17 protein-coding genes are annotated in these 12,324 nt (G+C 73.2%); 2 read left to right on the forward strand and 15 right to left on the reverse strand.

All coding sequences use genetic code 11. The features are described 5' to 3' along the window. Positions 1-46: 46 nt before the first annotated feature. From VF092_23495 to VF092_23515, 5 genes are all read right to left on the reverse strand, one after another. On the reverse strand, positions 47-1,675 hold the full coding sequence (locus tag VF092_23495) for a M28 family peptidase (protein HEX6750278.1): 1,629 nt from the start codon (positions 1,673-1,675) through the stop codon (positions 47-49). A gap of 331 nt (positions 1,676-2,006) precedes the next feature. Then, positions 2,007-2,429, reverse strand: coding sequence for a DUF4186 domain-containing protein (locus VF092_23500; protein HEX6750279.1), 423 nt, complete (start codon positions 2,427-2,429; stop codon positions 2,007-2,009). Between the two features lie 100 nt (positions 2,430-2,529). Further along, positions 2,530-2,874, reverse strand: coding sequence for a hypothetical protein (locus VF092_23505; protein ID HEX6750280.1), 345 nt, complete (start codon positions 2,872-2,874; stop codon positions 2,530-2,532). Positions 2,875-3,092: 218 nt separating this feature from the next. Then, the gene (locus VF092_23510; GenBank protein ID HEX6750281.1) at positions 3,093-4,103 is read right to left on the reverse strand and encodes a DUF1028 domain-containing protein; all 1,011 of its coding nucleotides are present in this window, start codon (positions 4,101-4,103) and stop codon (positions 3,093-3,095) included. Positions 4,104-4,350: 247 nt separating this feature from the next. Then, positions 4,351-4,785, reverse strand: a complete 435-nt coding sequence (locus VF092_23515; protein HEX6750282.1) for a hypothetical protein — start codon at positions 4,783-4,785, stop codon at positions 4,351-4,353. A gap of 144 nt (positions 4,786-4,929) precedes the next feature. Here VF092_23515 and VF092_23520 point away from each other — a divergent pair, with 144 nt between their 5' ends. Continuing rightward, positions 4,930-5,493 carry a type 1 glutamine amidotransferase domain-containing protein gene (locus VF092_23520; GenBank protein HEX6750283.1) on the forward strand — a complete coding sequence of 188 codons (564 nt, stop codon included), beginning with the start codon at positions 4,930-4,932 and terminating at the stop codon, positions 5,491-5,493. A 170-nt stretch (positions 5,494-5,663) separates the two neighbouring features. Then, positions 5,664-5,885, forward strand: a complete 222-nt coding sequence (locus VF092_23525; GenBank protein ID HEX6750284.1) for a DUF3072 domain-containing protein — start codon at positions 5,664-5,666, stop codon at positions 5,883-5,885. Between the two features lie 128 nt (positions 5,886-6,013). Here VF092_23525 and VF092_23530 read toward each other — a convergent pair whose 3' ends face one another. The 10 genes from VF092_23530 to VF092_23575 all read right to left on the reverse strand — a co-directional run bounded on the left by VF092_23530 (position 6,014) and on the right by VF092_23575 (position 12,073). Continuing rightward, on the reverse strand, positions 6,014-6,298 hold the full coding sequence (locus VF092_23530) for a hypothetical protein (protein HEX6750285.1): 285 nt from the start codon (positions 6,296-6,298) through the stop codon (positions 6,014-6,016). Between the two features lie 69 nt (positions 6,299-6,367). Continuing rightward, complete coding sequence (locus VF092_23535) at positions 6,368-6,619, reverse strand: hypothetical protein (protein HEX6750286.1); 252 nt, start codon at positions 6,617-6,619, stop codon at positions 6,368-6,370. A 133-nt stretch (positions 6,620-6,752) separates the two neighbouring features. Then, a complete protein-coding gene (locus VF092_23540) occupies positions 6,753-7,112 on the reverse strand; it encodes a hypothetical protein (GenBank protein ID HEX6750287.1) in 360 nt (119 codons plus the stop codon). A gap of 9 nt (positions 7,113-7,121) precedes the next feature. Then, a complete protein-coding gene (locus VF092_23545; GenBank protein ID HEX6750288.1) occupies positions 7,122-7,970 on the reverse strand; it encodes a hypothetical protein in 849 nt (282 codons plus the stop codon). A 69-nt stretch (positions 7,971-8,039) separates the two neighbouring features. Beyond that, positions 8,040-8,900: a hypothetical protein gene (locus VF092_23550; protein ID HEX6750289.1), complete on the reverse strand. Its 861-nt coding sequence runs from the start codon at positions 8,898-8,900 to the stop codon at positions 8,040-8,042. A 12-nt stretch (positions 8,901-8,912) separates the two neighbouring features. Then, positions 8,913-9,155 carry a hypothetical protein gene (locus VF092_23555; GenBank protein HEX6750290.1) on the reverse strand — a complete coding sequence of 81 codons (243 nt, stop codon included), beginning with the start codon at positions 9,153-9,155 and terminating at the stop codon, positions 8,913-8,915. A 42-nt stretch (positions 9,156-9,197) separates the two neighbouring features. Then, complete coding sequence (locus VF092_23560) at positions 9,198-9,950, reverse strand: LamG-like jellyroll fold domain-containing protein (GenBank protein ID HEX6750291.1); 753 nt, start codon at positions 9,948-9,950, stop codon at positions 9,198-9,200. 20 nt (positions 9,951-9,970) lie between these two features. After that, positions 9,971-10,198, reverse strand: a complete 228-nt coding sequence (locus tag VF092_23565) for a hypothetical protein (GenBank protein HEX6750292.1) — start codon at positions 10,196-10,198, stop codon at positions 9,971-9,973. 37 nt (positions 10,199-10,235) lie between these two features. Beyond that, positions 10,236-11,237, reverse strand: a complete 1,002-nt coding sequence (locus VF092_23570) for a hypothetical protein (protein ID HEX6750293.1) — start codon at positions 11,235-11,237, stop codon at positions 10,236-10,238. After that, positions 11,234-12,073 (reverse strand): S8 family serine peptidase, encoded by an 840-nt coding sequence (locus VF092_23575; GenBank protein ID HEX6750294.1) that lies wholly within the window; start codon positions 12,071-12,073, stop codon positions 11,234-11,236. The genes VF092_23570 and VF092_23575 overlap by 4 nt, the downstream gene beginning before the upstream one ends. Positions 12,074-12,324: the final 251 nt, after the last annotated feature.

The following is a 12,324-nucleotide window of genomic DNA, read 5'->3' on the forward strand; positions in this document are numbered from 1 at the left end:
CCCGGGGCCGATCCCGCCCCGGCGCCCTCCTGCAGTCCCCTGTCCCCTATCTCCGGACGGAAGCGAACTCGGCGTCGGGGTTCCAGCGCGGCAGCTCGGCGCCGTTGGCGATCTCCGTCGCGAAGTCCAGCACCAGCGTGGAGAGCTGCACCGCGCCGCGCAGGTCGAAGTCCGGCCGGTACTCGTCCGACGGCTGGTGATAGCGGTGCGCGGTGTAGTCCTCCTCCTGCTGCACGCCCCATCCCGCCGGCTTCCCCTCGAAGTCGCTCCCCGCGCCGATGGACACGGCCGGGACGCCCGCCTTGGCGAAGGAGAAGTGGTCCGAGCGGTAGAAATACCCGCGCTCGGGGTGCTCGTCCGGCGACAGCTTCCAGCCGTGGCCCGCCACCAGCCGCGCGAACGACGGGCCGAGCGTGGACTTGTACTCGCCCAGCACGCGGAAGTCGCGCGTCGTGCCCAGGAGGTTGCCGCCGTCCACGTTCAGGTTGGCGACGATGCTCGCGGCGGGGACGGTGGGGCGCTGCGCGAACGACTCGGAGCCCAGCAGCCCGCTCTCCTCGGCGGTGACGAAGACGAAGAGGAGCGAGCGCTTCGGCGCCGGCCGCTCTGCCGCCGCGCGGGCGGCCGCGAGGAGATCGGCCACGCCCGAGGCGTTGTCGGCCGCGCCGTTGTAGATCGAGTCGCCGCTCACCGCGGGGCCGATCCCCAGGTGGTCCCAGTGCGCGCTGAGGGCCACGTACTGGTCGCGCAGCTGCGCGTCGCCGCCCCGTACGACCCCGACGACGTTCTCGCTCTCCAGGTGCTGCACGCTGTTGCGGAAGCCCACGTTCAGCGTGATGCCCGTGGGCACCGGGCGGAAGCCGCGGGTGGCGGCCTGCCGGCGGAGCACGGCGAGATCGAGCCCCGCCTGCCGCAGCAGCGACGTGGCCGCGCTGTCGGTGATCCAGCCGCGGAACGCCAGCGGCGCCGGCAGCTTCGGATCGCGCGGGAGCATGCGCTGCTCCTTGGCCCACGAGCCGACGACGGTGTGCCAGGGATAGCCCGCCTGCTCGGTGGTGTGCACGATCAGCATCCCCGCGGCGCCGCGGCGCTCGGCCTCCTCGAACTTGTAGGTCCAGCGGCCGTAGTAGGTCATCGCCCGGCCGCCGAACAGGTTGGGCTCGCCGGCCGGCGCGGGGGGATCGTTCACCAGCACCATCAGGATCTTGCCGCGCACGTCCACGTTCTTGAAGTCGTCCCAGCGGAACTCGGGCGCGGCGGCGCCGTAGCCCACGAACACGACCTCGGCGTTCGCGCTCGACTGCTCCGCCGCGGATCCGCCCCACACGACGACGTCGTCCGGATACCGCAGCGTCCCCGTCGCCTTGCCGGACGCGGCGATCCTGATGGTGGACGCGTCGGCGCCGACGATGTCGATGGGAACGCGCTGGAAGTAGGTGCCATTGTCGCCCGCGGGCTGCACGCCGAAGGCGCGGAGCTGGCTGGCGATGTACTCGGCGGCCAGGCGGCCGCCGCGGGTGGCGGGAGCGCGTCCTTCCAGCAGGTCCGACGAGAGGAAGCGGAGGTGCCCGTCGATCTCGTTGGGCGTGATGGCGCCCGGCGCCTGGGCCCGCGCCGCGCCCGCAGCCAGCGCGAGGGCGGCCAGAGCGAGCGTGGGTATGCGTGTGGCTCGCATGTGCTCGTGGGAGATGTGCGTGGACGTGCGCGCGGGACTCCCGTGCGCGGAGGCCGCAAAGCTACCCGCGGCAGACGTTTGGGGAAAGGTGTGGGTACCCGTGGGGCGGAGATGAAGATCCGGCGCCCGAGCCCACCGACAGGCGACTGGAAGTCGCGACAACAACGGCCCGAAGTCCGCCTTCGCGGACTCCCACGCCGACATCCGCGCGCACGGTTAAAGGATCGCCCCGAAAACACCCTCCCCCCAGTCGGTTTTGGGGGGAGGGTCGCGCGAAGCGCGGGGTGGGGGGCCTCCGCGCGGCGGCCGCGCAGATGCCAGTCGTCCGCAACTACATCCCCAGCCCGAGCTGATCTCCGTCGAGCCGATCTTCGTCGGACGACGGCGGCGCGGCGCGATCCTGCTCGCCCAGCCAGCGGGCGAGGACGGAAACGACGTAGCGGCGCTCGTCGTCCGTCATCTCCCGCCCCTTGGGGATGTGGTGCCACTTCGCGAGGCAGCCGCGGCAGCACGTGCCGGTGGCGTGCTGGGCGACGAAGACGGGGTGGCCGCGCATCGGCGTCTGCTTCCCGTCGTTCGGCGGCCGCGCGGGGGCGAGGCGGGCGGCGATCATCTCGTCCGCGTGGCGCAGCACCGTCTCCATCCCCCTGCGGCGCAGATAGGCGAGGTCGCCGTCCCCCAGCCGCTGGCGCCGGCGGAAGGCTGACTTCGCGAGGCGGGCGAAGACGTCGTCGAGCTCCCGTGGATCGGTCATGGCGGAGGCGCGCGGAAAACTCCGGGCCACGAATGCGGAAAGGGCCGCCGATCCCGCCCGGCGGCCCTCCCGCTGCGCTCCGCGTGAAGTGGGTGTACGGCTAGTTGCTGCTGGTCAGGCTGAACGCCGCCTGCTCCGGTTCGGACACGATCTTGAACACGCTGTACGCGTTCAGCCGGTGGTCCAGCGTGCCCGCCCCCCCGCGCCGGGTCACGCGCATCTCGTCGCTGGCCCGGGCGTTGGGGTCGACGATGTGCACGGTGACGGCGTTCAGGTACGGGTTCTGGTCGTCGCCGTAGCGCACGTCGCGGGCGGTGCTGCCGGCGGCGATCGTCACCGTCACCGGCGGGAGATCGCCGTTGCTGGGGTCCGCTCCCCTGCGTCCCACCAGCGTGACTTCGATCGCCGCCTTCGATCCGTTCGTGAGCGTCTTGGTTCCAGACATGATTGCCTCGCGCATGAAGAGTGATGGGCCGATGGATCTCGTCGGGAGCGCACCACCCCGAAACGGCATCTGCCAGGCCATTTCCGCCGCGCCCGATCTGTTCCTTCCCAACACGCTGCGCCGCATGCGGATCGCCCCTCGCGCGCCATCTCCGCCGTGACGCGAGGCTCCGAACCTCCCTGTAACGGCGTGGCCCGCCGCCCGCAACGATTCGATGCTTACCGCCCCGCCGTCATCTCGCGCACCAGGCGTTCGACCAGCGCGTCGTCCTTCGGCAGCAGGCCGGCGGCGGGAAGGCGGCGCACCAGCTCGGCCCACTTCGGCCACACGGCGTACGCGCGGCGCAGATACGGGATCGCCTGCTCCACCTTCCCCGCGCTGGCGAAGCTGATCCCCGTCCAGAACACCGCCTCGCCGTTCGTCGCCGAATCGGGAAGGATGCTGGTGGCGCGGCCGTACGCCGCCGCGGCCGCGTCCAGCTCGTTGCGCGTGACCGCCGCGTCGCCCTCGTTCAGCGAGCGGTAGACGCGGCTCAGCGTAACCAGCCGCCGCAGCTCGCGCAGCGGTTCGGGGCTGTCCTCCACCCGCAGGTCCACGACACGGTCCACCCACGGCCGCCCTGTGTTCGTGGGGGAGACGACGATGATGGCGGCGGACTGGCGGCCGCGGATGTCGCCGCCCTCGCGCTGCGCGGCCTCGAGCGCCTGCAGCAGCCGCTCGGCCAGGTCGCCGCGCGCGGACTCGTAGGCGCGCGCCATGGCGTCCCACACCGTGGCGCGGTCCATCAGGTTGGCCTGCGTGGAGTAGCCGCGGCCGACGTGGTTTCCCGCCGCCTGGATGTTGCGCCCGCCCGTCCACGCGGCGACGCGGCCGCGCGCGTCGATCATCGCCACCTGCCGCACCGCCGAGTCGGCGTCGGTGGAGACGAGGGCGCGCAGCGCCTCGGGGCCGCTCCGGCCCAGCCGCATCAATTCCAGCCCCAGCGGGCCGTAAGAGGATTCGACGAACGACTGCGTGGCGACGGCGCCCACCCCCGCCTCGGCCCACGGCACCGCCGTTCCCACCGAGAACCAGTGCGACTGCACCGCCACTCCCATCTCCCCCGTGGCCGAATCGCGCGCGACGATGGAGTAGGTGGCGACGGGGCGCAGCGGCCGCGCCGGCGTCTGCGCGTCCAGCGCAGCCGGGGCCATGGCGAGGAGGGCGAGGGCGAGGCGGATCGGGCGCATCGTTCGCTCGGGGAAAAGGTTGCGCGCCGGGGCGGACGGCCCCGGCGCGCGCAAGGTAAGCGGCGCCGCGCGATGCGACCAGCGGCCGTCATACCGTTTCCCACGACGTCCCGACAGCATTGGATCACACGGAGGGAACGGAGGAAACGGAGGATCGTCCTGGGTTCCTCCGTTCCCTCCGTTTCCTCCGTGTGATTTCATTTCATCGTGACTTCGAATGCACGGTCATTCAGCCGACCAGCGGCCGTCAGTCCAGCGGGACGCGCGTCTTGAACTCGCGCGAGTCGGCGGTGTTTCCGCCCGTCCCCTGCCGCCGGTACGGCACCCGCAGCCGCCAGGTGCCGATCCCCTGCACGACCACGGAATCGGCCGCCGAGCTCCCCGGCGCCACCCGCACCGCCGCCGTGCTCCCGCCGCACTCGGGGATGACCGGCACGTTGTACGTCACCCAGTCGGCGCCCTCCCTGAACTGGATCTCCACCGTCATCCGGCCCTCGCAGGCCAGCACGTCGATGGCGCCGCTGCCGGTGTTGGCCACCGTATAGCGGATGGTCACCGGCTGGTCGTTGCCGAACGTGGCGTAGATCTCCTGGTCGGGAAGGACGCGCACGCCGCCGGAGCCGACGGGATCGGAGCAGGCGCCGGCCAGGAGGAGCGCGGAGATGGAGAGGATGCGTCGCATGGATCGAATCGGGCGTGGGCGGAGATGGAGCTCGTGCGGGAAACGTCCGACGCCCCCGCTTCGTGACGCCGCCCCGGCCCGCGCCTTGCCGCATCCCCCTGCCCCGCTCGCGGGATGGACCCACGCAGAACAGGAGGAGGGGAGATGGCTGGAAGGCTGCAGGGAAAGAAGGTGGCGATCCTGGTCACCGACGGCTTCGAGCAGGTGGAGATGACCGAGCCGCGCAGGGCGCTTCAGGACGAGGGCGCCGAGACGGTGCTGGTGTCGCCGAAGGACGGCCGGGTGAAGGGATGGCAGCACACGGAGTGGGGCGACGAGTTCCCCGTCGACCGCCCCTTGGCGTCGGCGCGCGCGGACGACTTCGACGCGCTGCTCCTTCCGGGCGGCGTGATGAACCCCGACCACCTGCGGCAGGACCGGCAGGCGGTGGAGTTCGTGCGCGACTTCTTCGAGGCGCACAAGCCCGTCGCGGCCATCTGCCACGGGCCGTGGATGCTGGCCGAGGCCGGCGTGGTGGAGGGGCGGAAGGTCACGTCCTATCCGTCGATCCAGACGGACCTGAAGAACGCGGGCGCGGACTGGGTGGACGAGGAGGTGGTGACGGACCAGGGCCTCGTCACCAGCCGCAAGCCCGACGACATCCCCGCCTTCAACCGCAAGATGGTGGAGGAGTTCGCCGAGGGCCGCCACGACCGCCAGCACGCCTGACATCGCTGGTTCTCACGCGGAGGCGCGGAGACGCGGAGGCGCATCCCACAGCGCCTCCGCGTCTCCGCGTCTCCGCGTGAGTCATCCTGTTTCGGTTTTCATTTGGTATAGATCATGCGTAAAATCTTCTGAGAGAACAGGATAGGAGATTCTCACAGGAGCACTGAAGGATGACCGACAAGCGCACGGCGGAGATGGCCTCCGAGGGCAACATGATCAAGGACCCGGACGACTGGGTGACCGGCGACGAGCCGATGACCGGCGCCCAGCGCTCGTATCTCCACACTCTGGCCGAGGAGGCGGGCGAGGAGGTCGACGACGGCGGGCTGACCAAGGCCGAGGCGTCGAAGATGATCGACGAGCTGCAGGAGAAGACCGGGCGCGGCGTGTAGCGCGTATCCCGGGCACCACGACGCCCCGGCGCGGCGTGTAGCGCGTATCCCGGGCACCACGACGCCCCGGCGCGGCGTGCGCCGGGGCGTCTTCCGGGACGGCATCGGGGGCCGGACGGCCTCCTGGATCAGAGGCAGCTCTGGATGCACTGCACCGCGACCGGCCCGGCGCACTGCGTCCAGCACGCCAGGTTGGTGCCGCAGTGCAGGCATCCCAGCGCCTGGGTGCCGCACTTGGCCAGGCACCCCACGTTGGGAAGGATGCCCGTCACCGTCCCCAGGATGTCGTCGAAGATCCCCTGCGGAGCCACGCCGCGCCCGTAGGCGGGCGCGCGGTAGCTGCCCGGCGCGTGCCCGGCCGGGCCGGCGGCGGGAGTGCCCTGGAACGCCAGCGTCATGGGGGGAAGCTTCACGGCGCACCTCCTGGTGGTGGACGCCGCGGCGGACCCCCCGCCGCGGCGGATGTCGGGAACCCGCCGGGCTCAGCCCTGGTCGGCGGGGGTGAAGGCTTGCGGCTCGGGCTCCGTGCCGGCGGGCGCGGCGTCGGCCGACGGGGTGACGATCGGCTCGCGCGGCGGAACCGACGAGCCGTCCCATGCGTGGTCGGGGTCGGGGAAGAAGGTCACCCCCGTGCCGTAGTCGGCGTCGACCACCACCAGCCACCCGCCCGGCACCGCCGTCCGCAGGGTGACGAACAGCGCGGAGTTGCTCTCGAGCGTTTCGTACGTCAGCATGGCCCGGGCGCCCGGCAGGCGCGGAGAGGGGGTACGGCGGCGCGGCGTCGTGCGAGCACCCGTGCGCGTCCCTCTGCCAGGGGCCTCGACGCGCGCTTTCACGGCACCCTCGCGCGCGCCCGGGCTCTCACGGCTAGCGGGCCACCCAGTACTCGTTGCACAGCTCGCGCCCGCGGAACGCGTTGTCGGCGGCCTGCCGGTGCCCGGCGTCGCCGCCCGCGAAGCACTCGTCGTTGATCTGGTCGCGCGCCGTATAGCAGTTGATGAACGCCCGGATCCGCGCGAAGAGCTGGTCTTCGTTCATCCACCCCTCGCACCGGCTGAGGTTGCGGCAGTGCGCGTTCACCGCGTCCATGAGCTGGTTGTGGCGCGCCCAGCTGCAGTTTCCCGGCGGGTCGAGGGCGGGGACGACGCCGGCCCCCGCCGTCGCGGCACGCGCCCGCATCGCGCCCGCGGGCGCTCCGCCGTACAGGCGCGGGATGGGAAGGTGCATGGCCCCTCCCTACTCCACCCGCACCAGCACGGCCAGCCCGCCCACCACCCGGTCCGCCTGCACCGCCTCGATGCGCAGGAAGGCGGTACTCCCCGGGCGGGCGTCTTCGGGCACGTGCAGCCAGAGCTCGCGGAAGCCCTCTTCGCCCTCGCCCACGGTGAGCGACCGCACCGTCCCGGCGGCCTCGGCCCGGGCCAGCGGCCGGGCAACGTCGCCGGCGTCGCGCCGGAGCCCCGGCAGGAGCCCGAACTCCACGGCCGCGGCGCCCTCGCCGGCATCGGCCGAAGCCATGGCCGGCATGGCGCCGCCGTCCGTGCCGCCCTGCGTCACCCGCAGCGTGCTCCCCGCGGTCTCGGGCGCGCGGAAGGCCACCGCCTGCGTGGTGCCCGCGGCCATGCTCGCCATCAGCAGGTTCTGCTGACCCACGCGGCGGTCACCGATCTGCGGCGTCGTCTCGGGATCCATGAACCCGGGCGGGAGGGGGTCGTTGGGCGCCTGCACCACGGCGATCATGCAGGTGTGCGCCGTGGAGTTGGGGGCCCAGACGTCGGGGCAGGTGACCGGCTGCCCCGTGGTGTCGTTCGCCGGCACGTTCACCGGCACGATGCCGATCAGGTTGTTCAGGAAGTACTTCCACTTGTCCACGGCCCCGCCGGGCGTGCAGAAGTAGAAGCTGATCGTGGCCTGCGGGGCGGCGTCGCTTCCCGTGTTCCCCACGTTTCCCCAGGCGTAGTTGGGCCCGTTGGGCAGCACCTGGTTCCCGGGCTTCGCCGTCTGGCTCCCCGCCCGGTTCAGGACGTTCGGGTTCTGGTAGTTCTGGTATCCGCTGCCCAGGTGCAGCGTAAGCGTGGCCGCCATCGGGAATCGCTCCGGATCGGGGTGGTGTGTCGCTGCCGCGGGCGGGGCGGACTCCCCGCGCCGCCGTTCCTACGACGAGGTGGCGTAGGTGATCACGCGCCCCCCCACGGCCGTGGGTAACGCGTAGAAGGCGTCGTTGTCGCTGTCGGTGATCACCACCGCGTACGCCGCCCCGCGGCGGACGTGCTCGAAGGCGAAGGCCCCGTTCGGCTGCACCGGGGCCAGCGCGAACACCGCGGGCCCGGCGGCCGGCACGCTGACGGCGTAGGCCCACAGCCCCGTCCCCCGCGCCACCCCGCGCAGCGCGCCCTGCAGCGGCCCGCCCGCGGCGCCGGGCCACGCCACCACGCCCACCCCCACCCCGCCGCTGAACACGGTGTTCACCACCCCTTCGGCGGGAAGGAGCCCCGGCCCGGACGGCGGGACGAAATCCCCGGGAACCAGGAGGGCGGCCCACTGCCCCGGGCTCAGCGTGGTGGACACGCTCCAGGCGCCGTCGCCGTTCACCGGGCTGTCGCCCACGAAGCTCCACGCGGCGGCCGGCGACCAGGCGTACACCCGCACCCGGAACGCCGTGGGCGCACCCAGCCCGTCCACCGTGCCGTTCACCACCCCGGTGCCCACGTTCAGGCTCACCCGGCCGGGCGGGAACACGGCCACGTCGGCCACGCGCGGGCCCGGCACGGGCAGCCGGCCCGCCACCGGCACGTACTGCAGGTCCACCACCGCCGCGGCGTAGCGCGTGCCCGCCTGCACCAGCCCGAAGCTCCAGAGCGGCGCCACCGGCACGTAGGCGTTGAACTTCCACGCGCCCGACTTCTCGTACCAGATCGCCACCTGGTAGAGCCGCGGGTCCAGGAAGGTGTGGACCAGCTCGCCGGTCATGGGGCCGCCCGCCTCGCTGGGCGGGAACGGAACGCTGATGGCCATCGCTTCCCCCCCTCAGCTGGTGAAGCAGCGGGCCACGCACGCCAGGTTGGCGCCCGACCCCGCGCAGCGCGCCCAGCACGCCAGGTCGCCGCCGCACTCGGCGCCGCAGCGCCGCGCGGTGGCGGCGCCCACGCACCCGGCCGTGCAGGTGTCGTCGAAGGCCGGGCGGATGCCGCCGCCGCGCGGCGCTGCGGCCGGGGTGCGGGCGGCGCCGGCGGTGACCGCCGCGCCCAGGGTCATCCGGGGGACGCGCATGCCGTTTCTCCTGCCCATCGGGTTCAGAAAGCGCCGCCGCGGCTATCCGCGCGCCACCACCCAGGCCGGCGCCGCCTCGGGCACGCCGCCGCCCAGGTCGCCGTCGTGGCGCTCGCGGTCCGCCGGCTGCGCGTAGTCGAAGGCCAGCGGGCCGTAGCCCTCGTTCATCCGCCAGTCGCCCAGCAGCCCGGGCTCGGCCGTCGACGCCGCGAACCCGTTCCACGCCGACGCGGCGGCCACCTCGGCCGCCGACAGCGCGCGCCCGAACAGCCGCACCCGCGAGATCGAGCCGGGAAAGTGCAGGTCGCCCTGGGCGTCCGTGTGGCCGATGGTCACCGGCGCGGTGGCGCCCTGGATGGGGTCGGCGCCCGAGTTCCGGTACACGGTGACCGACATCCTCCCCCCCGCCGTCACGGTCAGGGCCATCGCGGCCGCGTCGTACACGGTGGCCACGAAGATCCGGGCGCGCCGCCCGTCCAGGGGCACCAGCCCGTCCAGCGGCACCACCACCTCGGTGGCGTTGTAGCGCACGCGCAGCTGCATCGGCTGGCCGACCGCGGCCTCCACCCGCCACCACGCGCCCTGCTCCACGGCGCCGGCGATCCCCAGCACCCCGGCGTTGCGCCCCTCCTCCACCAGCTCGGCCAGGTCGACGCGGAAGATCACCGTGAAGCCCTGTTCCAGCGCCGGCGTGGGAAGGCGGGCCACCACCACGTCGTCCACGCCGTCGAAGCGCAGCTCCGCCTCGAGCAGCGGCGCAAAGCGGGGCACGGTGGTGGGCGGCGTGGCGAACACGGCTCCTCCGGGTGCGGGGTTCACAGGCAGCGGGTGATGCAGCCGATGGCCTGCGGGCCGGCGCAGGCCAGCCAGCAGGCGGGGTTGGGGCCGCAGACCAGGCACGAGAGCACGCCGGCCCCGCACCCCAGCAGGCATCCCAGGTCGAACTGCGGGGCCACGCCGGCGGCGCCGTGCGGCCGGGCCCGCCCGGCCGCCGGGGCGGCGCCCGGCGCCGCGTGCCCCAGCGTCATCGGCGGCAGCTTCATCTCTCTCCCCCGTTCGCGGGAAGGCCGGCCGGCGGCGTCACGGCCGGTCGAAGTACTGCTGCACGGGCGACGCGAGGAACGGGAACAGCCCGGTCACGTCCACCCGCGCGAAGTACCGCCGCACCTCGTTCGACACGGTGTTGTTGAACGAGAAGATCACGTCCACGATGCGCCGCGTGCCCGACAGGCGCGACGGCTGCGCCGAGACCGAGGCGATCTGGAAGGGGCGCGGCTCCTCGAACAGCTCGGCGGCCGTCACGTAGATGTCCAGCGCCCGCACGGTCATGAAGTTGATGGCGCGGTGCTCGTCGCTCTGCCCCGTGTTGTCGCCCAGCTCCTGCAGCACCAGCAGGGTCTGCCGCACCACGTCTTCGGGGAGCGTCGTCCCGATGACCCGCGCGTGCTCGATGATGCTCTGGATGAGCGCGGCGTTGGTGTAGTGGTAGACCTGGGTGGCGTTGACCAGCGGGAGCTGCACCCCGTTGCACATCGAGGCGGGCGCCACCGGCCCCAGCGTGCCCACCACCAGCGTGTTGGTGCGCTCGGTGGGGTCGGGCTGCAGCGCCATGATCAGGTCCGACAGCTCCACGAACGAGCGCGGGACCACCAGGTACACCTCCACCCCCTCCACCAGGAACACCCAGCACATGTCCCGGGCGATGTAGATGTTGGGGGCCTGGCTCAGCACGGTGTACAGCTCGCGGCGCGAGATCGCTGCGTCGGAGCGCAGCCCGGCCACCGCCCGGAACTCCTGCTCCAGGCTCTGGTCGGGAAAGCGGGCCCGCACGTCGCCGATGGCGTAGACGAAGCCCACCGGGCCGCCGCCCCCGCCGCAGCCGCACCCGCCTGCCTTCCGGGCGCCGCCGCACCCGCAGCCGCAGTCGCCGCCGTCGCCGCAGGCGGGGCGTACGCTGGTGGGGTCGGGCACGGCCGCCGGGGCCAGCCCGGGTGCCACGGGGGTGCCGGGGATCGAGTCCAGCAGGGGGGCGCCGGCCGCCTGGGGTGCCGCGCCGTCGAGGGTCTCGGTGGCGTCCGTCATCTCGCGATGCGCTGAGGGTGTGCGGCGGCAAGCGCCGCCCGGCTTTGCGCGACGTCAAGGAGCGGTGGAACGATGCTGCCGCGGCGCGTTCCCGGGCGCAGCAGCGCGGAGCGCAGGGCGGCGGCGGGGGCGCCGGGGTGCAGCGACCAGAGCAGGGCCGCGGCGCCGCTCACCAGGGCGGCGGCGGCGCTGGTGCCGCTCATCTGCCGGTATCCGCCGCCGGGAACGGTGCTCCGCAGCGTGCCCGGCGCCAGCAGCCCGCCGCGCCCCACCCCCACCCCCAGGTTCGACGTCGGGAGCGGCCTTCCCGCCGCGTCGCACGCGGCCACCGGGAGCACGGCGGGGTGGCGGAAGAGGGGCACCGGCCCGATGCCGCCGCCGTTCCCCGCGGCGGCCACCAGCAGCACCCCGCGCCCGGCCGCGTACCCCAGGGCCTCGCGCAGGGCGGGCGCGTCGGCCAGCGTGCTGCTGGTCAGTCCCAGGCTCATGTTCAGCACCTTGACTCCGGCGTCCACGCACTCGGCCACGGCCTGCGCCAGCTCGTCGGCGGTCACCACGGGGCAGGCGTCGATGGTGGCCGCCTCGCAGAAGATCGGCCTCACCCGCAGCGGGCACCCCGGGCAGATCGCCGGCGCCTGGCCGCCGCGGCGCGCCGCCAGGATCCCGGCCACGAAGGTGCCGTGGTGGCACGCCTCGCTCCCGCTGACCCGGCAGGCGGCGCCGGTGCCCGTGCCCACGCTGGAGATCGGCGCCCCCGCCAGGTCGGGGTGGGTCACGTCCACCGGCCCGTCGATCATTCCCACCAGCACCCGCGGGCTTCCCTCGGTTTCGGCCATGAGGGCGTCCAGGCGTGTGGCTGCCAGCGACGGGGACATCGGCGACGGGCGGTGGATTTCTCAAACTGCGACGTAAAACGGATACAGTTCCGGAGGACGCGGCGCAAGGCATTCGTTGTGCGGCGCCGACCGGATCGCGCCCAAGGTCGTGACACGTGCGGGGATACGCGGATGCGGCTTCTTCATCAAAGAGCGGCTTGTGGGATGTTTGATGGACGGGGGAAGCGGTACGAGGCGCTTGGAAGGCCGAC

Origin of the sequence: Longimicrobium sp. (genome assembly GCA_036377595.1) — a bacterium.
Lineage (GTDB): Bacteria > Gemmatimonadota > Gemmatimonadetes > Longimicrobiales > Longimicrobiaceae > Longimicrobium.

Bases quoted from the DNA above. Each gene is read 5' to 3' on its own strand.
- VF092_23495 (HEX6750278.1), bottom strand. From the start codon at position 1,675: ATGCGAGCCACACGCATACCCACGCTCGCTCTGGCCGCCCTCGCGCTG.
- VF092_23500 (HEX6750279.1), bottom strand. From the start codon at position 2,429: ATGACCGATCCACGGGAGCTCGACGACGTCTTCGCCCGCCTCGCGAAG.
- VF092_23505 (HEX6750280.1), bottom strand. From the start codon at position 2,874: ATGTCTGGAACCAAGACGCTCACGAACGGATCGAAGGCGGCGATCGAA.
- VF092_23510 (HEX6750281.1), bottom strand. From the start codon at position 4,103: ATGCGCCCGATCCGCCTCGCCCTCGCCCTCCTCGCCATGGCCCCGGCT.
- VF092_23515 (HEX6750282.1), bottom strand. From the start codon at position 4,785: ATGCGACGCATCCTCTCCATCTCCGCGCTCCTCCTGGCCGGCGCCTGC.
- VF092_23520 (HEX6750283.1), top strand. From the start codon at position 4,930: ATGGCTGGAAGGCTGCAGGGAAAGAAGGTGGCGATCCTGGTCACCGAC.
- VF092_23525 (HEX6750284.1), top strand. From the start codon at position 5,664: ATGACCGACAAGCGCACGGCGGAGATGGCCTCCGAGGGCAACATGATC.
- VF092_23535 (HEX6750286.1), bottom strand. From the start codon at position 6,619: ATGCTGACGTACGAAACGCTCGAGAGCAACTCCGCGCTGTTCGTCACC.
- VF092_23540 (HEX6750287.1), bottom strand. From the start codon at position 7,112: ATGCACCTTCCCATCCCGCGCCTGTACGGCGGAGCGCCCGCGGGCGCG.
- VF092_23545 (HEX6750288.1), bottom strand. From the start codon at position 7,970: ATGGCGGCCACGCTTACGCTGCACCTGGGCAGCGGATACCAGAACTAC.
- VF092_23550 (HEX6750289.1), bottom strand. From the start codon at position 8,900: ATGGCCATCAGCGTTCCGTTCCCGCCCAGCGAGGCGGGCGGCCCCATG.
- VF092_23555 (HEX6750290.1), bottom strand. From the start codon at position 9,155: ATGCGCGTCCCCCGGATGACCCTGGGCGCGGCGGTCACCGCCGGCGCC.
- VF092_23565 (HEX6750292.1), bottom strand. From the start codon at position 10,198: ATGAAGCTGCCGCCGATGACGCTGGGGCACGCGGCGCCGGGCGCCGCC.
- VF092_23570 (HEX6750293.1), bottom strand. From the start codon at position 11,237: ATGACGGACGCCACCGAGACCCTCGACGGCGCGGCACCCCAGGCGGCC.
- VF092_23575 (HEX6750294.1), bottom strand. From the start codon at position 12,073: ATGGCCGAAACCGAGGGAAGCCCGCGGGTGCTGGTGGGAATGATCGAC.